Annotated in this window: 22 protein-coding genes and 1 pseudogene; 13 read left to right on the plus strand and 10 right to left on the minus strand. The window is 59.5% G+C overall.

Annotation, left to right across the window (positions count from 1 at the left end; genetic code table 11):
• The first annotated feature begins 22 nt into the window (after positions 1 to 22).
• The 3 genes and pseudogenes from HU743_RS13620 (at position 23) to HU743_RS13630 (ending at position 2,133) form a co-directional block, all read left to right on the plus strand.
• Complete coding sequence (locus HU743_RS13620; protein WP_186649131.1) at positions 23 to 799, plus strand: NAD(P)H-dependent oxidoreductase; 777 nt, start codon at positions 23 to 25, stop codon at positions 797 to 799.
• Positions 800 to 926: 127 nt separating this feature from the next.
• Positions 927 to 1,112: pseudogene (locus HU743_RS13625) on the plus strand (PAAR domain-containing protein); the annotation flags it as partial.
• A 403-nt stretch (positions 1,113 to 1,515) separates the two neighbouring features.
• Positions 1,516 to 2,133 carry a hypothetical protein gene (locus HU743_RS13630; RefSeq protein WP_186649132.1) on the plus strand — a complete coding sequence of 206 codons (618 nt, stop codon included), beginning with the start codon at positions 1,516 to 1,518 and terminating at the stop codon, positions 2,131 to 2,133.
• Positions 2,134 to 2,155: 22 nt separating this feature from the next.
• Here the strand turns inward: HU743_RS13630 and HU743_RS13635 are convergent, their stop codons facing one another.
• The 3 genes from HU743_RS13635 to HU743_RS13645 form a co-directional block, all read right to left on the minus strand.
• Positions 2,156 to 3,175 carry an AbrB family transcriptional regulator gene (locus HU743_RS13635; protein ID WP_186649133.1) on the minus strand — a complete coding sequence of 340 codons (1,020 nt, stop codon included), beginning with the start codon at positions 3,173 to 3,175 and terminating at the stop codon, positions 2,156 to 2,158.
• Positions 3,176 to 3,319: 144 nt separating this feature from the next.
• The gene (locus HU743_RS13640) at positions 3,320 to 3,742 is read right to left on the minus strand and encodes an HD domain-containing protein (protein ID WP_186623877.1); all 423 of its coding nucleotides are present in this window, start codon (positions 3,740 to 3,742) and stop codon (positions 3,320 to 3,322) included.
• A gap of 16 nt (positions 3,743 to 3,758) precedes the next feature.
• A complete protein-coding gene (locus HU743_RS13645) occupies positions 3,759 to 4,148 on the minus strand; it encodes a hypothetical protein (RefSeq protein WP_186649195.1) in 390 nt (129 codons plus the stop codon).
• Positions 4,149 to 4,315: 167 nt separating this feature from the next.
• Between HU743_RS13645 and HU743_RS13650 the strand changes: the two genes are divergently transcribed.
• Positions 4,316 to 4,747, plus strand: coding sequence for a hypothetical protein (locus HU743_RS13650; RefSeq protein ID WP_186649134.1), 432 nt, complete (start codon positions 4,316 to 4,318; stop codon positions 4,745 to 4,747).
• A 345-nt stretch (positions 4,748 to 5,092) separates the two neighbouring features.
• On the plus strand, positions 5,093 to 5,374 hold the full coding sequence (locus tag HU743_RS13655; protein WP_186552616.1) for a fructose-bisphosphate aldolase: 282 nt from the start codon (positions 5,093 to 5,095) through the stop codon (positions 5,372 to 5,374).
• An 85-nt stretch (positions 5,375 to 5,459) separates the two neighbouring features.
• On the opposite strand, the gene HU743_RS13660 is transcribed toward HU743_RS13655, so the two are convergent.
• The 4 genes from HU743_RS13660 to HU743_RS13675 form a co-directional block, all read right to left on the minus strand.
• Complete coding sequence (locus HU743_RS13660; protein WP_003226097.1) at positions 5,460 to 6,008, minus strand: cupin domain-containing protein; 549 nt, start codon at positions 6,006 to 6,008, stop codon at positions 5,460 to 5,462.
• A 492-nt stretch (positions 6,009 to 6,500) separates the two neighbouring features.
• Positions 6,501 to 7,784 (minus strand): FAD-binding oxidoreductase, encoded by a 1,284-nt coding sequence (locus tag HU743_RS13665; RefSeq protein WP_186623864.1) that lies wholly within the window; start codon positions 7,782 to 7,784, stop codon positions 6,501 to 6,503.
• A 49-nt stretch (positions 7,785 to 7,833) separates the two neighbouring features.
• Positions 7,834 to 9,324, minus strand: coding sequence for an aldehyde dehydrogenase (locus tag HU743_RS13670; RefSeq protein ID WP_186649135.1), 1,491 nt, complete (start codon positions 9,322 to 9,324; stop codon positions 7,834 to 7,836).
• A 175-nt stretch (positions 9,325 to 9,499) separates the two neighbouring features.
• Positions 9,500 to 10,876, minus strand: a complete 1,377-nt coding sequence (locus HU743_RS13675) for a glutamine synthetase family protein (RefSeq protein ID WP_007918694.1) — start codon at positions 10,874 to 10,876, stop codon at positions 9,500 to 9,502.
• A 282-nt stretch (positions 10,877 to 11,158) separates the two neighbouring features.
• On the opposite strand from HU743_RS13675, the gene HU743_RS13680 reads away from it, so the two are divergent.
• The 5 genes from HU743_RS13680 to HU743_RS13700 all read left to right on the plus strand — a co-directional run bounded on the left by HU743_RS13680 (position 11,159) and on the right by HU743_RS13700 (position 16,487).
• A complete protein-coding gene (locus HU743_RS13680; protein ID WP_186649137.1) occupies positions 11,159 to 11,920 on the plus strand; it encodes a gamma-glutamyl-gamma-aminobutyrate hydrolase family protein in 762 nt (253 codons plus the stop codon).
• A 371-nt stretch (positions 11,921 to 12,291) separates the two neighbouring features.
• Positions 12,292 to 13,434 carry a polyamine ABC transporter ATP-binding protein gene (gene potA, locus HU743_RS13685; protein ID WP_186649138.1) on the plus strand — a complete coding sequence of 381 codons (1,143 nt, stop codon included), beginning with the start codon at positions 12,292 to 12,294 and terminating at the stop codon, positions 13,432 to 13,434.
• Positions 13,431 to 14,345 (plus strand): ABC transporter permease subunit, encoded by a 915-nt coding sequence (locus HU743_RS13690; RefSeq protein WP_186632874.1) that lies wholly within the window; start codon positions 13,431 to 13,433, stop codon positions 14,343 to 14,345. The genes potA and HU743_RS13690 overlap by 4 nt, the downstream gene beginning before the upstream one ends.
• A complete protein-coding gene (locus HU743_RS13695) occupies positions 14,342 to 15,214 on the plus strand; it encodes an ABC transporter permease subunit (protein WP_186649139.1) in 873 nt (290 codons plus the stop codon). The genes HU743_RS13690 and HU743_RS13695 overlap by 4 nt, the downstream gene beginning before the upstream one ends.
• 175 nt (positions 15,215 to 15,389) lie before the next feature.
• Positions 15,390 to 16,487 carry a polyamine ABC transporter substrate-binding protein gene (locus HU743_RS13700; protein WP_186649140.1) on the plus strand — a complete coding sequence of 366 codons (1,098 nt, stop codon included), beginning with the start codon at positions 15,390 to 15,392 and terminating at the stop codon, positions 16,485 to 16,487.
• Positions 16,488 to 16,666: 179 nt separating this feature from the next.
• Here HU743_RS13700 and thpR read toward each other — a convergent pair whose 3' ends face one another.
• Complete coding sequence (gene thpR, locus HU743_RS13705) at positions 16,667 to 17,206, minus strand: RNA 2',3'-cyclic phosphodiesterase (protein ID WP_186649141.1); 540 nt, start codon at positions 17,204 to 17,206, stop codon at positions 16,667 to 16,669.
• Between the two features lie 107 nt (positions 17,207 to 17,313).
• On the opposite strand from thpR, the gene HU743_RS13710 reads away from it, so the two are divergent.
• Positions 17,314 to 17,508 carry a hypothetical protein gene (locus HU743_RS13710; protein ID WP_186649142.1) on the plus strand — a complete coding sequence of 65 codons (195 nt, stop codon included), beginning with the start codon at positions 17,314 to 17,316 and terminating at the stop codon, positions 17,506 to 17,508.
• Positions 17,509 to 17,563: 55 nt separating this feature from the next.
• Here the strand turns inward: HU743_RS13710 and HU743_RS13715 are convergent, their stop codons facing one another.
• Positions 17,564 to 18,646, minus strand: a complete 1,083-nt coding sequence (locus tag HU743_RS13715; protein WP_186649143.1) for a hypothetical protein — start codon at positions 18,644 to 18,646, stop codon at positions 17,564 to 17,566.
• A gap of 227 nt (positions 18,647 to 18,873) precedes the next feature.
• Here HU743_RS13715 and HU743_RS13720 point away from each other — a divergent pair, with 227 nt between their 5' ends.
• Positions 18,874 to 19,146 (plus strand): hypothetical protein, encoded by a 273-nt coding sequence (locus tag HU743_RS13720; protein ID WP_186632997.1) that lies wholly within the window; start codon positions 18,874 to 18,876, stop codon positions 19,144 to 19,146.
• A 48-nt stretch (positions 19,147 to 19,194) separates the two neighbouring features.
• Here HU743_RS13720 and HU743_RS13725 read toward each other — a convergent pair whose 3' ends face one another.
• The gene (locus tag HU743_RS13725) at positions 19,195 to 19,401 is read right to left on the minus strand and encodes a hypothetical protein (protein WP_186551619.1); all 207 of its coding nucleotides are present in this window, start codon (positions 19,399 to 19,401) and stop codon (positions 19,195 to 19,197) included.
• A 243-nt stretch (positions 19,402 to 19,644) separates the two neighbouring features.
• Between HU743_RS13725 and HU743_RS13730 the strand changes: the two genes are divergently transcribed.
• On the plus strand, positions 19,645 to 21,396 hold the full coding sequence (locus HU743_RS13730) for an L-lactate permease (protein WP_186649145.1): 1,752 nt from the start codon (positions 19,645 to 19,647) through the stop codon (positions 21,394 to 21,396).
• The last annotated feature ends 102 nt before the right edge of the window (positions 21,397 to 21,498 follow it).

Below are 21,498 nucleotides of genomic sequence, written 5' to 3' on the forward strand. Positions count from 1 at the left end.
CCCAACTCAAGGAGCACGCGACATGAACGTATTACTGGTCTACGCCCACCCTGAATCGACTTCGCTCAACGGCTCACTGCGCGACTTCACGGTCCAGCGCCTGCAAACGGCCGGCCACACCGTGCAGGTCTCCGACCTCTACGCGATGAAGTGGAAACCCGTGCTCGACGCCGACGACGCACCGCAGCGCGACCCATCGCACCCCTTCCACGCCTCGCTCGATTCCAAACGCGCCTACGCCGACGGCACCCAGGCCGCCGACATCGCCCGCGAGCAAGAGAAACTGCTCTGGGCCGACGCGCTGATTCTGCAGTTCCCGATGTGGTGGTTCAGCATGCCGGCGATTCTCAAAGGCTGGTTTGACCGCGTCTACGCTTACGGCTTTGCCTATGGCGTCGGCGAACACTCCGACAGCCGCTGGGGCGAGCGTTACGGCGAAGGCAAAATGAAGGGCAAACGGGCGATGCTGCTCGTCACGACCGGCGGCTGGGAGTCGCATTACAGCCCACGCGGGATTAACGGGCCGATGGATGAGCTGCTGTTTCCGATCCAGCACGGGATTCTGTATTACCCGGGGTTTGAAGTGGTGCCGCCGTTCGTGGTGTATCGCACCAGTCGCATGGACGAAGCACGCTACGCCGAGACCACCGCTGAACTGGGGCTGCGCCTGGACGAATTGTGGAGTGCCCGGCCGATCGGATTTCGGCAACAGAATGGCGGGGAGTATGAGATTCCGGCGTTGACGTTGAAGGATGAGATTGCGCCCGGACTTAGTGGATTCGCTTCACACATCGTTTAAGTTACTTTGACCTTGGGTAACCCGAACGCTCTCTAGGTACGCTTAAGCCATATGAACAGAACCATGGCCCACCTCAGCGGTGTTGTGTAACACTTCCGGAACACTCGTTTTTACAAGGAAGTTCACAATGTCTGGAAAACCTGCTGCCCGAGTTACCGACCCTACCTCATGCCCCCTACCGGGGCACGGTGTTAATCCAATTGCCTCTGGCTCACCAGATGTGTTTTTTGATGGTTTGGCTGCCGCCCGTCAAAACGACAAGAGCGCATGCGGCAGCCCCATCGCAGGAGAGGTTGCTTCAACCGTCCTCATAGTAAAAAATATTGATAAGGAAGTATTGATCCAATCAGAAAAAGTACCCGCCAGTGCAATTTTTACCCCCGCATCAGAGAAAGCAACAAGAGCATTTATCAAGGGCGCAAGAGTAGTTCGAGTATTCGCTATCGGATTCACCGCTTATGACTTGAAAATTGCTACAGAAGAATCATTCAAACAAAATAGCGTTAAACCAATTTCCGTCGAAGTGGTGAAGCAAGCTGGCGGCTGGGGCGCTGCTATCGCCGGAGCACGAATCGGTCTGGTAGCAGGCGCAGCAGTCGGCATAGAAACGGGGCCTGGAGCGATAGTTAGTAGCGCTATCGGTGGGATAGTATTTGGTACTGCCGGGTATCTAGGAGCAACTTGGTTGACTGAATATTTACAGGAATAAACTACCCATGAATTTTTTTCGTCGAATATTCCGCTCATTTAAATCGGGGCCAGATGAGCAAATAATTGGTTATAGCCCGCCAGAACTGGAAAAACTATTCCCTCACCCTTTGCAGACTGTGGATTTTCCGAATTACCCTCGTACTTTTCCATTAAAAAATATAGGCATCAATGCTTTCTATTCCAGCTTTCTAATCAGCATTGATGACATTGATAACTTTGAGGCGGTTGTCACTTCTGATTCCAACTTAGAAAGCAAACGATATTTTAACGACTTACCGGTTCTTCACTATACAGACGCGACTACGTCCGCTAAAGCTATATATTCGATTTCCACTCGAGAGTTCCATTCAGCCACTATCCGAATGATAACGGACAGTGCAGAGCTCCTGTTACGCTTGAAGGATGAAAAGTTCTTTTTGCCGCCGCCATGGATTGCATTTCCTGATTACGAACCGTCGTGGTGGGGTGGAAATATGGAAGGAGCCCAAGGCTATTATGACGAGAACTATTTCTATCCTTTTTTCACAAATCTGAATGACAGCGAAAAGCACGCTTACTACCAAAAATTTAGCGCATCGCAAAATTGGATCAATAGATTAGAGCTTATGTACGTCGACGATTAATCCCACATTGGTGCCTGAAATTTCAGGCACCCGCGCGACTGCGCCGCATCTGTACCCATAACGCCGGCGCGAAATGCAGCAATACCATCCGGCTCAGGTGATGCGTCAGGATAAACACCACATTCAGCCCGCCACCAAAGGCGACAATCGCAATTGTCTCGATCGCCCCCGGCATGTACGCCAGCCACAGCGACAGCGGATCACTGCCCAGCCAGCGCGCGGCGACTTCGGCAAATACCGCTGCGACGACAATCATCAAACCTACCGAGACGAAAGCTGTGCGGCCATGTCGCGCCAGTTCAGCGATGCCGAGTCCCTGGAACCGTGAGCCGATGCGCACGCCGAGAACCAGTGCGGCGAGGTTCAGACTCCATTCCGGCATGTGAAAGCCGTGCAGCCATCCCGACTTCACAAACGCGGCCGTGACGATGATCGCGGTGAGCATGAAGGGCGCCGGGACGCCGATCAGCAGTAGCAGGCGTCCGAGCAACAGGCTCAAAACAATGACCGAGAACGCGATCAGCGCCATGCCTGTGGTCAGTGCGTCGTCGGCGACCTCGGCCGCCGCTGTGTGTCCGGGGATCAGCAAACTCACCAGCACGGTGATTAGCAGCAACCGCATCAAGTGCACGATGATGACTTTGCTCGAGGCCTTTTCCGACTCAAGCAAATCGAACACTGCGGCCAATGCGCCGGGATAAACCGCCAGCAGTGCGTCGGTGCGATTCCAGCCGGCGCCACGTGTGAGCCACCATCCGGCCAACGCGATCTGTACAGTCAGGCAGATCAGCAGCACGCCAAGGCTGGGCAACATCGTTGAGGCCGTTTCGCTGTGCCAGGCGCCGAACATCAGCCCGGTGGCGATGCCCAGTGTGACCTGAATGTAGCCCAGCCCATAAGGGGTTGCCGGGGCGATGCCGGTCTTACTGGCAAACAACGCGGTAACGACGATCGAGCCCAACAGCAGGCCGTGGGGCACGCCTTCGAACTGCAACAACGCGCCGAACGCGGCAGCAATCAACAAACACACAATGGATTTCATAGTCGCCTTCCTGGCTATTCAACTGACACACCCCTATCCATTGTGGGAGCGAGCCTGCTCGCGAAAGCGTCTCGCCAGTCACTGATGAATACTGATCTGCCGCATTCGCGAGCAGGCTCGCTCCCACAGGGAACCCCGCACGCCTTACATACGCAACCGCGCCATCGCCCGCCGATATTTCTCGATCCGCTCCAGATCCTCCCAGCTCGGCGAGGCGATCCGCGAGAGATCGCTGTTCTCTTCCAGATCCGCCAGCTTCACCACCCGCCCGATCGCGTTCTGCGCGGCGCGGTCGACGAAATCGTCGTAAGACTCGCCGGGGGCTTTAGTCACCGATGCGATGGCCGTCAGCACCTCTTCGCTGAAACCTTCCCGGCGCAAGTCATCGAGACTGACGCCGCAATCCTCGACCACATCGTGCAGCACGGCGACGATGCGTTCTTCCAGCGTGGCCATGCGCATCATGACTTTCAGCGGATGCAGAATGTACGGCGCGCCGCCCTTGTCCACTTGCCCGGCGTGGGCCGTGGCGGCAATGGCGATGGCGCGTTCGAGGGTTTGAACCATGGAAATTCTCCGGGGTTTAGATGCCGTAGCGGCCGCCGATGTGGATGTTGCGCTTGAACCAGCGGCCGATGGCTTTCAGGCGTCCAACGGGCTTGTTTGGTTGCTGATGGCGCTGGAGGATCAAAGACACCAGCGTGGCCTGATCGGCCTGCGGATGGGTATCGATCAACTCGGCCACCCAGGCGCAATCGGCCTTCTTCAAGTGTTCGCGCCATTCGCCGGGCCAGGCGTCGAGTTCATCACGCGCCAAAAACCGCGCACCGCCATGCTCCATGTGCCCGCCGCCCATGGACTGCTCAAAGCAAAACGGCGTGTCCGGCTGGCCTGGATCGATATGGAACAGGTAGATATCGTGGAAGGGCTGTTGTGAGCTGGGCGCATTGTTGCGGCGGCCGATTTCGATCATGACGATGTTCCAATCCGTGGGGCGCTGAATGTGTCCGATTGTTTTGCAGTGTACGCGAACGGCGCCGCCTGGAAACCCGATTGAACCTGGCGCGCCACCGCGATCTCGAAAGCAGACAAGCGCCCAGTCACCGATCAGACGCGGCGCCATTGGAGAGGAAACTGCCGATGAACACCCGACTGCTGCTCCTGATCGCCGCGTTTTGCCTTATTCCCACCTGCGTCATGGCCGAAGGCTGCGACGTCCAGACCCGCTCCTCCAGCGCCTCGGTGCCGGCGGTGGAAACCCACAGTTGCTACGAGTATGAGGGCGTGCCCGTAGACTCGATCAACTGGTCGTGCAGCAACGAAACCAAAGACACGCTCAATGCGACCAAGAAAAAAGTCGAACGCTGCGACGATCACTATCAGGCCACCTGCACTGCCCGCCTCACCCAGGAATCCCTGGCCAACCCGCACTCGACCAGCAAAGACAAAAGCGCCAAACCGCTGAACCTGCCTGACAACGCGCATGTGACCACGTACTACTACGACGCCGAACATTTGGCTCAGGCCAGGATTGATTGTGAAAACGGTGGCGGACAGTGGAAGGCGAAGTGATCGCCGAGTGGATGTTTGCGCAGGACTGAAACCCCGGCTGGCCGCGTTGGGATTCTGAAAGATTCGTAGGAAAACACACCGAGTGTCGAGGGAGCTTGCTCCCACTGGGCTACGAAGCAGTCCCGTAGTCGAATAATCCGTTTCATCAGTGAGCGTGCGATTGTCGGATTACGCCGCCTGCGTCGCCAAACGGGGCGGTATTTTTCGTCTGCGCGGCGGGTTTTACGTCCTACAGGCCGGTTGCGACAAGCGAAAACGCGACCTAAAGTGATCCGCCGCTGACCGCTGTCACCCTATGGATCGCAGCAAACGGAAGGTGTTGCTTCCCGATGAAAGGACCCGCTAATGGCCGTACACAAACCGCTTCACCATTACGCCCACATGTCCCACCCCGCCACCGAACGCCCCGTGCTGCTCATCGACGCCGACGCCCCGTTGCGCGATCTCCACGCCTGCCTTGCCGAGCGCCTCAACGCCGTCCTCAAATACCTCGACCTGATCGCCTGCACCAGCCTCCCCGACTATGCCGAAAACGACATCAACACCGTGACCAATATCGCCAGGATCATGGTGCAGGATGTCAGTGATGTGTTTCGGGTGATTGAGCGGCGGGGGCTTGCCGATTAGTGAGTCAAAACGAAGAAACCGCGATTACGCGGTTTCTTATGGTTCGCCAATGCGAAAACGGCGGAAGGAATCCAACAGCTTCGCTTTAAAAGTTCGCCGGCGTATTCGCGCTGATAATTTCAGCCTCATCCGCCCCGATATTGCGAAACTTGTGAGGCAACGTCGTCGGGAAGTAATAGCCATCCCCGGCATTCAACACGCTCACCTGCCCGTCCACCGTCAGTTCGACGGTGCCACGGGTGACCAGCCCGCACTCTTCGCCTTCGGCATGCACGATCGGCTCTTCGCCGGAGCTTGCGCCCGGTGCGTATTGCTCGCGCAGCAGGCGCATCTGCCGGCTGGGGACGGAGGCGCCGATCAGCAGCAGGCGCAGGCCGTGGCGGCCGAGGTCGGGTTGTTCGTTGGCGCGGAAGACGTATTGGTGCTCGCGCGGGGGCTGGTCGAAGGTGAAAAAGTCGGCCAGGGACATCGGTATGCCTTCGAGCAGCTTTTTCAGCGAGCTGACCGAGGGGCTGACGCGGTTCTGTTCGATCAGCGAGATGGTGGCGTTGGTCACGCCGCTACGCCGGGCGAGCTCGCGCTGGGAGAGTTTGTAGCTTTCGCGTACTAGTTTGAGTCGAGAACCCGTATCCATGACAGCCTTATGTAAGAACGACTTAAGGGCGATGGGGGTGGGTGGCGGGTGCCGCGCAGGTCGCGCGGATCACGTTGCTCCCGTGTCCCGGAACCGTGAAAGGCGGCTATTAAATCACGTTTGCAGGTGTTGCTCAGCAGGTTCGATGGATGGTGATACGAAAGTCCGTCTTGCCTTGGCAATACAGTCAATGTGGGAGCGGGCTTGCTCGCGAAAGCGGTGTGTCAGGCGACATGAGTGTTGGATGATATGGCCCCTTCGCGAGCAAGCCCGCTCCCACAGTTGGATTTTGGTGTGTCAGGACGTCTTTCGGTGGCTGGACTGGCCTCATCGCGAGCAGGCTCACTCCTACAGTGGGATTTTGGTGTGTCAGGAAGTATTTCGGTGGCCGGGCTGGCCTCTTCGCGAGCAGGCTCGCTCCCACTATGGATATCGGTGCGCTTGCCAAAGTGAAAAACCGGCGGGGCTTGGGGCCGCCGCCGGAGTGGTAACTTAGACGCCGAAACGGTCGCGCAGCGAGTAGTAGACGGCACCAAGGGCGGTCAGCGGTGCGGAGAAGGTGCGTCCGCCGAGCATCGGCATGTGCGGCAGGGAGGCGAAGGCGTTGAAGCGTTCGGCGTCGCCGCGAATCATTTCCGAGATCAGTTTGCCGGCCAGGTGCGAGCAGGTAACGCCGTGACCGCTGTAGCCCTGCATGTAATAGGCGTTTTTCTCGATGCGGCCGAATTGCGGCATGCGTGACATGGTCAGCAGGAAGTTGCCGGTCCAGCGGTAGTCGATTTTCACGTCTTTGAGCTGCGGAAAGGTCTTGAGGATCTTCGGGCGAATCAGTTGCTCGATGTCGTCCGGTTCCCGCGCGCCGTAGACCACGCCGCCGCCGTAGAGCAAACGGTTATCGGCGGTGAGGCGGTAGTAATCGAGCAGATAATTGCAGTCTTCCACGCAATAGTTGTGGGTGATCAGGCCGCGCGCCTGCTGCTCGGTCAGCGGTTCGGTAACGACAATCTGCGAGCCGCACGGCATGCTTTTCGCGGTGACACGGTTATCCAGACCTTGCGGCAGATACGCATTGCCGGCGATCAGCAGGTATTTGGCGCGCACCAGACCTTTGCCGGTGCGCACGGTGATTGGCTCGCCGTAGGTGATTTCCACCGCCGCCGATTGCTCGTAGATCTTGCCGCCCAGGCGCACGATCGCAGCCGCTTCACCGAGCGCCAGGTTCAGTGGATGAATATGGCCGCCCTGCATATCCAGCAGCCCACCCACGTAAGCATCGGAGCCGACTTCACGACGAATGTCGGCTGCGTCGAGCATCTTCAGATTGCGGTTGCCGTAGCGCTCCCAGTTGCGCTTCTGCTCGGCGAGGCCGTTGAGCTGTTTCTTGTTCATCGCCGCGAAAATACCGCCCGGGCGATAGTCGCACTTGATGTCGTAATCCTTGATGCGCGAACGGATGATGTCGGCGCCTTCGAAAATCATGCTGCCGAGGATTTCCGCAGTCTTGTCACCGTAACGTTCTTCGATCACATCGACGTCGCGACTGTAGGAGTTGACCAGTTGGCCGCCATTACGCCCGCTGGCGCCGTAGCCGACTTTCGCCGCTTCGAGCACCGTGACTTTGTAGCCGGCCTCGCTGAGGAACAGCGCCGAGGACAGACCGGTATAGCCCGCGCCGATGATGCAGACATCGCAGTCCACCGCCTCTTCAAGCACCGGGAAGTCGATGACTTCGTTGCGGGTGGCGGCGTAGTAGCTGTTGACGTGTTGTTGTTTCATACGATTCTCCGATGGCCGCCAGACACTGGCGACCGCCGCTGTTAAAGAATTAGAGCTTGATCCAGGTCGCTTTCAGCTCGGTGTACTTGTCGAACGCGTGCAGCGATTTGTCGCGACCGTTGCCCGACTGTTTGAAACCACCGAACGGCGCGGTCATGTCACCGCCGTCGTACTGGTTGACCCAGACGCTGCCGGCGCGCAGGCCGCGGGCAAAGGTGTGCGCCTTGCTGAGGTTGCGGGTCCACACACCGGCGGCAAGACCGAAAATGCTGTCGTTGGCAATCTGCAGCGCTTCTTCGGCGGTGTCGAAGGTGATCAGCGACAGCACCGGGCCGAAAATCTCTTCCTGAGCGATGGTCATCGCGTTGGTCACGCCATCGAAAATCGCCGGCTGCACGTAGAGCCCGCCGGTTTCTTCGAGGCTGCGCTGGCCGCCGGCAATCAGCTCGGCGCCCTGCTCACGCCCGATGCTGATATAGCGCAGGACGTTGTCGAGCTGACGCTGATCGACCACGGCGCCGACGGTGGTCGCCGGATCGAGGGCATGCCCCGGTTGCCACGCTTGCATCGCCTCGACCAGCAACGGAATGAACTGCTCACGAATCGAACGCTCGACCAGCAATCGCGAACCAGCGGTGCAGACTTCGCCCTGGTTGAAAGCGATGGCACTGGCCGCCGCCTGGGCTGCGGCGCGCAGGTCCGGCGCGTCGGCAAACACCACATTGGGGCTCTTGCCGCCGGCTTCGAGCCAGACGCGTTTCATATTGCTCTGGCCGGCATAAATCATCAGTTGCTTGGCAATCGCCGTGGAGCCGGTAAAAGCCAGTACGTCGACATCCATGTGCAGCGCCAGCGCCTTGCCCACGGTGTGGCCGAAGCCCGGCAATACGTTGAACACGCCTTTCGGGATACCGGCCTCCAGCGCCAACTGCGCGATGCGGATGGCCGTCAGCGGCGACTTTTCCGAAGGTTTCAGAATGAACGAGTTGCCCGCCGCCAATGCCGGAGCGAATTTCCAGCTGGCCATGATCAGCGGGAAATTCCACGGCACAATCGCCGCGACCACCCCGGACGGCTCGCGGGTAACGAGGCCGAGTTGATCGTGCGGCGTGGCGGCAACTTCGTCGTAGATCTTGTCGATCGCTTCGGCGCTCCAGCGGATCGCATTGGCGGTCGCCGGGATGTCGATGCTCATCGAATCGCTGATCGGTTTACCCATATCAAGGGTTTCCAGCAGCGCCAGTTCTTCCTGGTGTTGCAGGATCAGATCGGCGAAGCGGATCAGGATACGCTTGCGCTCGGCCGGGGCTTTTTTCGCCCAGATGCCGGAGTTGAAGGATTGGCGTGCGGCTTCGACGGCGAGGTTGGCGTCGGCTTCATCGGTGCTGGCCACGGCGGCGAGGAAGCGGCCGTCGACCGGGCTTACGCATTCGAACGTGTCACCGCTGATAGCCGGGCGGTATTCACCGTTGATGAAGGCGCGGGATTCGATGGACAGAGACTGGAAGCGTTGTTCCCAGTCGTTGCGGGTATTGGTCATTGTTTTGGGCTCGACAAGGAGATTGGGTGGCGGACAGACCCGCTAATCAATTTGCTAACCCGATCCCATGTAGGAGTGAGCCTGCTCGCGATAGCGTCGTCACATTTAACAGAAATGTTGACTGATGCACCGCTATCGCGAGCAGGCTCACTCCTACAGGATCAGGTTTTGGCTTTCAGACGGTATGCAGATACCAGTTGTACTCAAGGTCAGAGATCGAGTTCTCGAACTCGGCCAGCTCGCTCTCCTTGCACGCGACAAACACGTCGATGTACATCGGGTCGATGTAGCGCGCCATGACTTCGCTGTCGTCCAGCTCGCGCAAGGCGTCGCGCAGGTTGTTCGGCAGGCTCTGTTCGTTCTGCTCGTAGCTGTTGCCTTCGACCGGGGCGCCCGGTTCAATCTGATTGGTCAGGCCGTGGTGAATACCGGCCAACACTGAGGCCATCAGCAAATACGGGTTGGCGTCGGCACCGGCGACGCGGTGTTCAATGCGCACGGCGTCCGCTGAACCGGTCGGCACGCGCACGGCAACGGTACGGTTGTCGATGCCCCAGCTCGGCGAATTCGGCACGTAAAACTGCGCGCCAAAGCGACGGTACGAGTTGACGTTCGGGCAGAGGAAGGCCATTTGCGCCGGCAGGGTCTCCAGCACACCGCCGATGGCGTGTCGCAGCGCGGCGTTCTGCTCGGGATCCTCGCTGGCGAAGATGTTGTTGCCTTCTTTGTCCAGAATCGAAATGTGCACATGCAAACCGTTGCCCGCCTGACCCGGATACGGCTTGGCCATAAAGGTCGTGTCCATCTCGTGGTCGTAGGCGATGTTCTTCACCAGACGCTTGAGCAGGACGGCGTAATCGCAGGCCTTGATCGGGTCGGAAACGTGATGCAGGTTGACTTCGAACTGCGCCGGGGCGCTTTCCTTGACGATGGCGTCAGCCGGGATGCCCTGCTCTTTCGCGCCTTCGAGGATGTCCTGCAGGCAGTCGACGTATTCGTCGAGGTCGTCGATCAAGTAGACCTGCGTCGACACCGGGCGCTTGCCCGATACGGGCGAGCGTGGCGACTGGGGACGACCATTAACGTTGTCCTGGTCGATCAGATAGAACTCGAGTTCGAACGCGGCGCAGATAGTCAGGCCGAGGTCGTCGAATTTGCGCACGACGTTGGCCAGCACTTCACGCGGATCGGCAAAGAACGGCTGACCTTCGATCTCGTGCATGGTCATCAGCAACTGTGCAGTCGGACGCTTTTGCCACGGCTCGATGCTCAGGGTGCCGGGGATCGGGTAGCAGATGCGGTCCGCGTCGCCGATGTCCAGGCCCAGGCCGGTGCTTTCCACCGTGGAGCCGTTGATGTCGAGCGCGAAAAGCGAGGCCGGCAGGTTGATGCCTTTCTCGTACACCTTATGAAGACTGGTGCGTTCGATGCGCTTGCCGCGCACCACACCGTTCATGTCCGCAATCAGAAGGTCGACGTACAAAACCTCAGGATATTTCTTAAGGAATGCGTTGGCTTCGTTGAGTTGAACGGTACGCAGAGGGACCGACATGATGCACCTATCTAGCTGTTAATTATTATGTTCACTGCCGTGTTGCGCAGCCAGTCAACCCGAAAGGCAAAGTGAAGTCAATAGCGAACAGCTGGGCCTTCAGCCTTTATTTTTCGGGCTTTTATTAACACTTTCGTGCCTTATCGACCGCCAAACGCCGTAAAACCTGAGCGATTTGACTAGCGGCGTTTAGAATTTTTTACATGGCAGTTGTTAATTAAAATCAACGAGGCTAAGCTCCGGAAAAGCTCGTTCAAGTGACAGACTTCGAGGTGAATAAAAATGGCATTCAAGCCATTGATCGGCGTTACTGCGTGCGTCAAACAGATTGGCCTGCACCCCTATCACATCAGCGGCGACAAGTACGTTCGCGCTGTCAGCGTTGCCGCTGATGGGTTGCCCGTGGTCATTCCATCCTTTGGCAACCTGACGGAAATCGACGACCTGCTCGGTCAGCTCGACGGCCTGTTGCTGACCGGCTCGCCTTCCAACGTGGAACCGTTCCATTATCAAGGCGCCGCCAGCGCCCCGGGCACGGATCACGATCCGGCGCGCGACGCCACCACCCTTCCTTTATTGCGTGCAGCCATCGCGGCGGGCGTTCCGGTGCTTGGCATCTGCCGGGGCTTCCAGGAAATGAACGTCGCGTTCGGCGGCAGCCTGCACCAGAAGGTGCACGAGTTGCCGGGCATGCTCGATCACCGCGAAGCCGACAGCCCCGACGTCGCCGTGCAATACGCACCGGCCCATGTGGTCAGCGTGCTCGCCGGCGGTGTGTTTGAAGCGCTGCAGTTGCCGGATGAATTTCAGGTCAACTCGATTCACAGCCAGGGCATCGACCGCCTCGCGCCCGGCCTGCGCGCCGAAGCCGTGGCGCCGGACGGGTTGATCGAGGCGATCTCGGTCGAGCACAGCCCGACCTTCGCCCTCGGCGTGCAATGGCACCCGGAATGGCAGGTGCTGTACAACCCCAACTACCTGAAGATTTTCCAGGCGTTCGGCGCCGCCTGCCGGCAACGGGCGGCGCGGCGCAGCCAGCGCTGACACCAGCAACGAATACGTAACGATTGACTGCCCCCACAGCGGTCGGGCGTGCCTGCGCGCACCCGTCAGTTGTGAGCAACAACACCTGTAATAACAACAAGTACGACCCAGGCAGCCAGGACGGCGGCGCCGAACAAGCCGGATCGGTAAGTGCAATACCTGTCAGAACAATGCAAAACCCTGTGGGAGCTGGCTTGCCAGCGATGAGGCCGTCACCTTCAACCTTAAAGGTGACTGACCCACCGCCATCGCTGGCAAGCCAGCTCCCACAGGGTATTGCGGCGATTCGACCGGGGCAGCACTTACAGGCTTGCAATCCACTTAAGCCCGGCCACATTGGCCAGGCAACTGAAACCTGTTGGGAGTTTCACATGGCAAACGCCTCCAGCACTTACAGGAAGGCACTTGAAGGTCATCAGCAACCGAAAAAGGTGCTGGTGAAGGTCGATCGTGTCACCAAGAAGTTCGACGAAACCGTCGCCGTGGACGATGTGTCCCTGGAGATCCATCAGGGCGAAATCTTTGCCCTGCTCGGCGGCTCCGGTTCGGGCAAATCGACCCTGCTGCGCATGCTCGCCGGTTTCGAGCGGCCGACCGAGGGGCGGATTCTGCTTGATGGCGTCGACATCACCGACATGCCGCCGTACGAACGGCCGATCAACATGATGTTCCAGTCCTACGCGTTGTTTCCGCATATGACGGTGGCGCAGAACATCGCCTTCGGCCTCAAGCAGGACCGTTTGCCCGCCAGCGAAATCGATGCCCGCGTCGAAGAAATGCTGCGCTTGGTGCACATGAGCCAATACGCCAAACGCCGCCCGCATCAGTTGTCCGGCGGTCAGCGCCAGCGCGTCGCCCTCGCCCGCTCACTGGCCAAACGGCCGAAGCTGCTGCTGCTCGACGAGCCGATGGGGGCGCTGGATAAAAAGCTGCGTTCGCAGATGCAACTGGAGCTGGTCGAGATCATCGAGCGCGTCGGCGTGACTTGCGTGATGGTCACCCATGACCAGGAAGAAGCCATGACCATGGCCGAGCGCATCGCGATCATGCACCTGGGCTGGATCGCGCAGATCGGTAGCCCGGTCGACATTTACGAAGCGCCGGTCAGCCGCATGGTCTGCGAGTTCATCGGCAACGTGAACGCCTTTGACGGCACCGTGGTGGAAGACCTCGAAGGCCACGCGATCATTCACAGCCCGGATTTGCAGCAGAAGATCTACGTCGGCCACGGCGTCAGCACCTCGGTGCAGGACAAGTCGGTCACCTACGCGATCCGCCCGGAAAAAATGCTTGTCAGCACCACCCAGCCCGAAGGCCGCTACAACTGGTCCGAAGGCAAGGTGCATGACATCGCCTACCTCGGTGGCCACTCGGTGTTCTACGTCGAGCTGCCCGGCGGCAAGGTCGTTCAGTCGTTCATGGCCAACGCCGAACGCCGTGGCGCGCGGCCGACCTGGGACGACAAGGTCTACGTCTGGTGGGAAGACGACAGCGGCGTGGTACTGCGCTCATGAGAACCTTCAATCAGCAATTCCTGCGCCTGGTGCCCAGCGGACGAAAACTGGTGATCGGCATTCCGTTCATCTGGCTGTTCCTGTTCTTCATGCTGCCGTTTTTTCTGGTGATGAAGATCAGCTTCTCGGAAGCGGCACTGTCGATCCCGCCGTACTCGGAGATCTACACCTTCGCCGAGCAGAAATTCCAGCTGCTGCTGAACATCGGCAATTACACCCTGCTGGGTGAAGACGAGCTGTACCTGTCGGCGTACCTCGGTTCGCTGAAGGTCGCGGCGCTGAGCACACTGATGTGTCTGGTGATCGGTTTCCCGATGGCCTATGCGATCACCAGGACCGGCAAGGAAACGCAAAACGTCCTGCTGCTGTTGATCATGATGCCGACGTGGACGGCGATTCTGATCCGCGTATATGCGTGGATGGGCATCCTCAGCAACAATGGCCTGCTCAACGGTTTTCTGATGTGGACCGGGCTGACCGATCACCCGATCGAGATCCTCAACACCAACACCGCCGTCTATATCGGGGTCGTGTACGCGTATCTGCCGTTCATGGTCCTGCCGCTCTACGCCAATCTGGTCAAGCACGACAACAGCCTGCTGGAAGCCGCGCAGGATCTGGGGTCGAGCAACTTCAACAACTTCTGGAAAATCACCGTGCCGTTGGCCAAAAACGGCATCATTGCAGGCTGCATGCTGGTGTTCATTCCGGTGGTCGGTGAGTTCGTGATTCCGGAACTGCTCGGCGGCCCGGAGACCCTGATGATCGGTCGCGTGCTGTGGCAAGAGTTTTTCAATAACCGCGACTGGCCGGTGGCGTCCGCCCTGGCGGTGGTGATGCTGTTGATCCTGATTGTGCCGATTCTGCTGTTCAACCGCAGCCAGGCCAAAGAGATGGAGGCACGGGGATGAAACGCTTCAATTTTTCAAAATTCATGCTGATCTTCGGCTTGATGTTCATCTATCTGCCGATGCTGATCCTGGTCATTTACTCGTTCAACGCCTCAAAACTGGTGACGGTCTGGGGCGGCTGGTCGGTGAAGTGGTATGTCGGCCTGCTCGACAACACGCAACTGATGGGTTCGGTGGTGCGCTCACTGGAAATCGCCTGCTACACCGCGATTGCGGCGGTGGCGCTGGGCACGCTGGCGGCGTTCGTGCTGACCCGCGTGACGCGCTTCAAGGGCCGTACGCTGTTCGGGGGGCTGGTGACGGCGCCGTTGGTGATGCCTGAGGTGATTACCGGTCTGTCGTTGTTGCTGCTGTTCGTGGCGATGGCGCAGTTGATCGGCTGGCCACAGGAACGCGGCATCGTCACGATCTGGATCGCCCACACCACGTTTTGTGCCGCTTATGTAGCAGTGGTGGTCTCTGCCCGTCTGCGGGAACTGGACCTGTCGATCGAAGAAGCGGCAATGGATCTCGGCGCCAAACCGTTCAAGGTGTTTTTCCTGATCACCATTCCGATGATCGCGCCGTCGCTGGCGGCAGGCGGGATGATGTCTTTCGCCCTCTCGCTGGACGACCTGGTGCTGGCGAGTTTCGTTTCCGGGCCGGGTTCCACCACCCTGCCGATGGAAGTGTTCTCGGCGGTACGTCTGGGCGTCAAGCCTGAGATCAACGCCGTGGCCAGCCTGATTCTGCTGGCGGTGTCGCTGATGACTTTCCTCGTCTGGTACTTCGGCCGTCAGGCAGAAGCCAACCGCAAGCGGGCGATTCAGGAAGCGATGGAGCAGACCGCGAACGAGTCGTGGCAGCCGCAACGTGCGGCGACCGCCTAAGCAAACATTGATGAACAACTGTGGCGAGGGAGCTTGCTCCCGCTTGAGTGCGCAGCGCTCACAGCTTTTTGGGTCTGCTGCGCAGCCCAGCGGGAGCAAGCTCCCTCACCACAAAGATTCTGTGTACATCAGGATTCGGTTTGTGTTTTTGAATAAGAAGAATGGAGTTGTACCGATGAAAATGTTTGGCAGGACTCTGCTGACACTGTCCTTAACGGGCGCAATGGTCATGGGCGCCCAGGCCAACGACAAGGTGCTGCGTGTTTACAACTGGTCCGATTACATCGCGCCAGACACCGTGAAGAAGTTTGAAGACGAAACCGGCATCCGCGTGACCTACGACGTTTTCGACAGCAACGAAACCCTTGAGGCGCGCTTGCTGGCGGGCAAATCCGGTTACGACATTGTCGTGCCGTCGAACAGTTTTCTGGCCAAGCAGATCAAGGCCGGCGTTTACCAGCCGCTGGACAAATCGAAGCTGCCGAACTGGAAGAATCTCAACCCGGTGCTGCTGAAAAACGCCGCCGCCAGCGATCCGGACAACGCCCATGCGTTCCCGTACATGTGGGGCTCGATCGGCATCGGTTTTAATCCGTCCAAGGTCAAGGAAGTGCTCGGCGCCAACGCCCCGACCGACTCCTGGGACTTGCTGTTCAGACCCGAGAACGCTGAAAAGCTCAAAGCCTGCGGTATCAGTTTCCTCGATTCGCCGACCGAAATGCTCCCGGCCGCTCTGCATTACCTGGGCTATCCGGTGAACGACAGGGACAAGGCCCACATCGCCGAAGCCGAAGCGCTGTTCATGAAGATCCGTCCCTACGTGGCGTATTTCCATTCCTCCAAGTACATCTCGGATCTGGCCAACGGCAACATCTGCGTGGCCGTCGGTTACTCCGGCGACGTGTTGCAGGCCAAGGCCCGTGCGGTGGAATCGGGCAACAACGTGGTGATCGACTACAGCATTCCCAAGGAAGGCGCCGGCAGCTTCTACGACATGGTTGCCATCCCGCGCGATGCGGCGAACGTCGACAATGCCTATCTGTTCATGGATTTCCTGATGCGGCCTGACATCATCGCCGAAGTCACCAACAGCATCGGCTACAGCAACGCCAACGCCGCCGCGACGCCGTTGGTCGATGAAGCGATCCGCAACGAGCCGGGCTCGTACCCGTCGCAAGCGGTGATGGCGACGCTGTATGCGGTGCCGGATCAGCCGATTGCTACGCAGCGGATCATGACGCGCGGGTGGACCCGGGTGAAGCTCGGTAAATAAGCAAGCTAGTCAATGCCGATCGACTGATCGTTCCCACGCTCCGCGTGGGAACGATCAGTGGGAGAATTTTCCGTTCACGCAGCGCCTTACCACCGCTGCACTCTGCTCTGAACGGCCTCACCCGGCTCCCTCGGCTCGGGTGAATTTGCAGGCGCCTTCGTGCGCCTTTTTTTATGCGGTCAGATCAGCGACCAGTCCTGCAACACCCGATAGCGCCCCTTGTGTGATTCGAACAAAGCGAAGCGTTCAGCGCGCAGCAAGAATTCCGGCGGCGTGCTTGCTTCCGGTTCCGCTGCTCGAAATTCGCGCGCCAGGGTCAGGTGCGGGCGGAACTCACGGGTGGACTCTTCAAAGCCGAATGGCAACATCGCCTGCTCCAGGGCGTAGACCAGACGCAACAACGCCGGCGGTGCCTGCTCGGGTGCCCGCGATAAAACCCCCGCACGTTGCCAGACCTGCAAACGGTCCAGCGCAACCCTCAACGCCTGCCCCGGCGTGCGCACGCTGCCAGCCGCTTCGCAGACGCCATGAATCTGCGCTAACGGCACCGCACCGAGAAACAGCAGGGTCAGATGAAAATTATCGGCCGGCACCGGTTTACCGCTTCGCAAACCCAACTGCGCACGCCATTGCGCAATCGCCTTGCGCTGAGCCGGCGGGCAGTCGAGGGCGAAAAACAGCCGCTTCGACGGTTCGTCCCTGCGCACCTCATCCATCATCGCCCTGCCCCCTCGCTCATTGTGATACGCGCGATTCTACACAGCCTGTTCTGACGACTCGCGACAGGACGCTATAGTTCAAGGATTGCCAATAACCGGAGGCTGCCATGCGCACAATCCTCAGCAAAGAACCCTGGTGGGCCCGGCCACCGCACCCCGGGCAGGACGAAAGCGAACTGGAATGGGGCTGGCTGGTGCACTACAGCGAGGGTAAACCCCGCTTTGAATTCGTGCGCGACAGGCCCACCGACGAGCAGATTCGCAACCGCAAGGGTTGCCGCATCACCCCCTCGCCCGATTAAACACGGCCCGTGAGCACTAATCCTGTGGGAGCGGTGGTTCAGACACTGACTTCTTTCATTCTCCTTGCATACTGGCTTCGATCGGTCGACTGATCGACTGCCCCGGGCGCCATTCGACCCGGTTCACCCCCAGCCCCACCGGCGACTCATCAGCCGCACCGAGACTGCGCTCGATGTGCCCGGCCATGTGCAGCGTGCCGGCCATGACCCCGGTCGTCGGGTTTTGCACCAGCTTCAGCCAGGCCTTGTCGAAGGTATTGCCCAGACTGCTGCGAATCAGCGCTTCGCTGTCGGGGCGGTCGTTGGCCTGGATAATTGCGCGAATACCCGCCACCCCCACTGAAATCATCGCCCCGGCCAGCTTTCCCGCGGCGGCTGCTACGGCGCTGGCCGCGCCGCGCGGGGCCATTTCCGCTTCGATGCGCTGGCTGGCGCGCTTGGCGACCGGGGCCATCGCCGCATCGGTAGAGGAAATGCCCTTGGCGCCGCCGTCGGTGTGGATCTTGTCAATCAGCGCGGCATAGGCCGGCAGGGTGTTCAGCGGCTCGGTGCTGATCACCTTGAACAAGGAAGCGTCGCGCGCAGGCGGCGGCCCAAGGGCGATGGCGGGAATCTTCTGCAAGCGCCCGTTGAGTTGCGCCACCGGCACGCCATGGCGCTGGGCGATGAGCGGCATCTGCTGCGCCATCAGTTGCGCATAGAACGCCGTGGCCTGGGCGAGTATCGCATCCGGATCGATCTCTACAGCGACGGGGGCCAGCACTCTTTCCTGATATTGCTCAAGCAGATACGCCGCCAGCCGTTTCGCCGAAGCGTCCTGCTCGCCGCCGGCGCTGATCGTGTACCAACTGACCTTCATCGACAGCCATTCCTGGGTCCAGTAGCTGCTGAACCACGGGATGAAATTTTCTTCAGTTTGCTGATAGACCCGCGTGCGCCAATGTTCCATCGAACCACGGGCGAACAGCTTGACCTGCTCGGTGGCCTGCTGCGAGGCGCTGAGGATGTCGCGATCGATTTGCTGCCAGGTTTGCGGTGACACCACCACGGCTTGCGGCGCACTCACCGGCGTCCGGGCCGAGGAGGCGCAGCCGGCCAGCAGAAACAGTGCGACGACAACCAGCGCGCGCGGGTTCACGGTGGTGGTGTCCTTTGGATGAGGGAGGTGCAGGTTTGAGTATAGGTGCGTCAGTAAAAGGTGATGGTGGATGCAGCGGCCTCTTCGCGAGCAGGCTCGCTCCCACAGGGGATATTCGCTAACCATCACTGTTGTCGATATCCACCATCGCCACGATTGCCTTCCGCCCATCGTTCATGGAAGGCACGATTAGCGCATCCGACACACAACGAGGCGTTCACATGAAAATGCATACCCCAATCACCCTCTGCGTGAGTTTCCCGGTGTTCGGCAGCAACTACTACGAACAGCATGTGGTGAACCGCAAGGTGCCGACTCTGGTGTTCAACGAAGATTTCGAAGATCTGCTGATGCCCGCCGCGAGCAATCACTTCAGCAATGAAGTGGTCGGCCTCAACGATCAGTTCCGCTTTCTGAGCGACATCCTCGCCACCCATTTGCTGGACATCGAGGCCGCCGTGCCTGCGCGATCCAGCGTCCGGGCGAGCGCTCATTTTTAACCGTTGAGGGCGTTCCCCTTTCGGATGAACGCCCTCTTTTTCATTCAATCAGTCATCGTCGCGATCACGGTAATAACGACGCCCGTCGCGGCGATCGTCATCGCGGTCATCCCAGCGCCGGTCATGATCGTAATAGCGGCCATGATCACGGTCGTAATGCCGGCCATGCCGGTGGTCATCATCAAAGTCTGCAATACAGCCGCCGAGCAGTACGGCGGCGCAAACGGTCAGCAGCATCGTTGTCGCGCGCTTCATTCAACACTTCCCTAAAACCAAGGTCTTGACGACGGAAATCGCCGCGCTGCCCGTGTCTTCGAAACACGCTGCGCGCAGCCGCAGATACGACCGGGCAATCGGTCGATGATTCAGTGGCCACTATCGACCGTTTGTCGCCCCGCCTGCGCTGACCGAACAGCGGCGAAATGCCTCCTATACTGCTTGCAACCAACCCCCACGCAACGGATCTGCGCCCTCAATAACAACAAGCAGAGGTGGACCATGGTCTGGCAGCAAATTTATGACCCGTTCGGCAACCCGGTGCTCTCCACATTGATGGCCGCCGTGCCGGTGGTGGTGATGCTCGCGGCACTGGCGTTTTTTCACGTCAAGGCGCATCTGGCAGCGTTGCTGGCGCTGGCTTCAGCGTTGCTCATTTCGATCTTTGCCTTCGACATGCCGGCGGGCATGGCCGGTTCGGCGGCGTTGTTCGGCGCGGCGAATGGCCTGCTGCCGATCGGCTGGATCGTCCTTAACATCATCTTTTTGCATCGCCTGACCACCGAGAACGGTTCGTTCAAAGTGCTGCAAGACTCTCTGGCGCGCATCACCGATGACCGCCGCTTGCAGCTATTGCTGATCGCCTTCTGCTTCGGCGCGTTTTTCGAAGGCGCGGCTGGCTTCGGCACCCCGGTGGCGGTGACCGGGGCGATTCTGATCGGCCTGGGTTTTTCGCCGCTGGCCGCATCGGGCCTGGCGCTGATCGCCAATACTGCGCCGGTCGCGTTTGGTGCGCTGGGCACGCCGATCATCACCTTGGCCAAAGTTACCGGGCTGGACGAAATGGAGCTGTCGATGATGGTCGGGCGGCAGTTGCCATTCTTTTCGGTGCTGGTGCCGTTCTGGTTGATCTGGGCCTTTGCCGGGTGGCGCAAGATGCTTGAGGTATGGCCGGCGATTCTGGTGGCCGGCGTCAGTTTCGCCATCCCGCAATTCGTCGTGTCGAACTACCACGGGCCGATGTTGGTGGATGTGATCGCCGCGCTGATTTCCATGGCCTGTCTGACGCTGTTTTTGAAAGTCTGGAAACCGGCAACCATTCACACATCGGCGGCGCTGTCCGGCCGCGTCGACGATTCAAAGGTTGATGAAGAAAACATCACCGCCAGCGCCGCGTTCAGCGATCAGGCGCGCCCGGCGGTGATGCGCGCATGGATGCCGTGGATCATCCTCACCGTGTTCGTGTTTGCCTGGGGCACCCAGGGTTTCAAAAACATGTTCGATACGCGCCCGGTGATTGATCCGGTCACGCAGTCGGCCAAGCTTGATGCGCAAGGCAAACCCATGCGCGAGGCCAATCCGCTCTTCGCCCCGGCAGTGACCTTTACCAGCCTGCACCTGCAGATCGAAAAAGTCCCGCCAGTGGTCGCGGCACCGAAAGCCGAGGAAGCGGTGTACAAATTCACTTGGCTGACCGCGACCGGCAGCGGGATTTTGCTGGCGGCGATCGTTGGCGGCTTGCTGATGGGCTATTCGATCCCGCAGTTGATCAAGCAGTACCTGCGCACGTTGTGGGTGGTGCGCTTTTCGCTGATCACCATTGCGGCGATGCTCGCGCTGGGCTTTCTCACCCGGTATTCGGGGCTGGATGCGACGATGGGGCTGGCGTTCGCCGCGACGGGGATCTTCTACCCGATGTTCGGCACCCTGCTCGGCTGGCTCGGGGTGGCACTGACCGGCTCCGATACCGCGTCGAACGTGCTGTTCGGCGGCTTGCAACGGGTGACCTCGGAACAGCTCGGGATCAGCCCGGTGCTGATGGCGGCAGCGAACAGTTCCGGCGGCGTGATGGGCAAAATGGTCGACGCGCAATCCATCGTCGTCGCCTCCACCGCGACCCGCTGGTACGGCCATGAGGGCGAGATCCTGCGTTACGTGTTCTTCCACTCCATCGTGCTGGCGATCCTGGTTGGCGGGCTGGTGACATTGCAGGCGTATGTGCCGCCGTTTACCTCAATGGTAGTAGGGCATTAACTGGAAAACACATCTCCACTGTAGGAGTGAGCCTGCTCGCGATAGCGGTCTGTCAGTTGATATTGATTTGACTGACGGACCGCTATCGCGAGCAGGCTCACT

The organism is Pseudomonas sp. SWRI99 (assembly GCF_014270125.1).
Lineage (GTDB): Bacteria > Pseudomonadota > Gammaproteobacteria > Pseudomonadales > Pseudomonadaceae > Aquipseudomonas > Aquipseudomonas hamedanensis.

Coding starts and splice junctions, on each gene's coding strand:
- HU743_RS13620 (WP_186649131.1), top strand. CDS start 23: ATGAACGTATTACTGGTCTACGCCCACCCTGAATCGACTTCGCTCAAC.
- HU743_RS13725 (WP_186551619.1), bottom strand. CDS start 19,401: ATGAAGCGCGCGACAACGATGCTGCTGACCGTTTGCGCCGCCGTACTG.
- HU743_RS13670 (WP_186649135.1), bottom strand. CDS start 9,324: ATGACCAATACCCGCAACGACTGGGAACAACGCTTCCAGTCTCTGTCC.
- HU743_RS13665 (WP_186623864.1), bottom strand. CDS start 7,784: ATGAAACAACAACACGTCAACAGCTACTACGCCGCCACCCGCAACGAA.
- HU743_RS13690 (WP_186632874.1), top strand. CDS start 13,431: ATGAGAACCTTCAATCAGCAATTCCTGCGCCTGGTGCCCAGCGGACGA.
- HU743_RS13630 (WP_186649132.1), top strand. CDS start 1,516: ATGAATTTTTTTCGTCGAATATTCCGCTCATTTAAATCGGGGCCAGAT.
- HU743_RS13700 (WP_186649140.1), top strand. CDS start 15,390: ATGAAAATGTTTGGCAGGACTCTGCTGACACTGTCCTTAACGGGCGCA.
- HU743_RS13660 (WP_003226097.1), bottom strand. CDS start 6,008: ATGGATACGGGTTCTCGACTCAAACTAGTACGCGAAAGCTACAAACTC.
- thpR (WP_186649141.1), bottom strand. CDS start 17,206: ATGATGGATGAGGTGCGCAGGGACGAACCGTCGAAGCGGCTGTTTTTC.
- HU743_RS13635 (WP_186649133.1), bottom strand. CDS start 3,175: ATGAAATCCATTGTGTGTTTGTTGATTGCTGCCGCGTTCGGCGCGTTG.
- HU743_RS13695 (WP_186649139.1), top strand. CDS start 14,342: ATGAAACGCTTCAATTTTTCAAAATTCATGCTGATCTTCGGCTTGATG.
- HU743_RS13730 (WP_186649145.1), top strand. CDS start 19,645: ATGGTCTGGCAGCAAATTTATGACCCGTTCGGCAACCCGGTGCTCTCC.
- HU743_RS13720 (WP_186632997.1), top strand. CDS start 18,874: ATGCATACCCCAATCACCCTCTGCGTGAGTTTCCCGGTGTTCGGCAGC.
- potA (WP_186649138.1), top strand. CDS start 12,292: ATGGCAAACGCCTCCAGCACTTACAGGAAGGCACTTGAAGGTCATCAG.
- HU743_RS13675 (WP_007918694.1), bottom strand. CDS start 10,876: ATGTCGGTCCCTCTGCGTACCGTTCAACTCAACGAAGCCAACGCATTC.
- HU743_RS13640 (WP_186623877.1), bottom strand. CDS start 3,742: ATGGTTCAAACCCTCGAACGCGCCATCGCCATTGCCGCCACGGCCCAC.
- HU743_RS13650 (WP_186649134.1), top strand. CDS start 4,316: ATGAACACCCGACTGCTGCTCCTGATCGCCGCGTTTTGCCTTATTCCC.
- HU743_RS13680 (WP_186649137.1), top strand. CDS start 11,159: ATGGCATTCAAGCCATTGATCGGCGTTACTGCGTGCGTCAAACAGATT.
- HU743_RS13710 (WP_186649142.1), top strand. CDS start 17,314: ATGCGCACAATCCTCAGCAAAGAACCCTGGTGGGCCCGGCCACCGCAC.
- HU743_RS13655 (WP_186552616.1), top strand. CDS start 5,093: ATGGCCGTACACAAACCGCTTCACCATTACGCCCACATGTCCCACCCC.
- HU743_RS13645 (WP_186649195.1), bottom strand. CDS start 4,148: ATGATCGAAATCGGCCGCCGCAACAATGCGCCCAGCTCACAACAGCCC.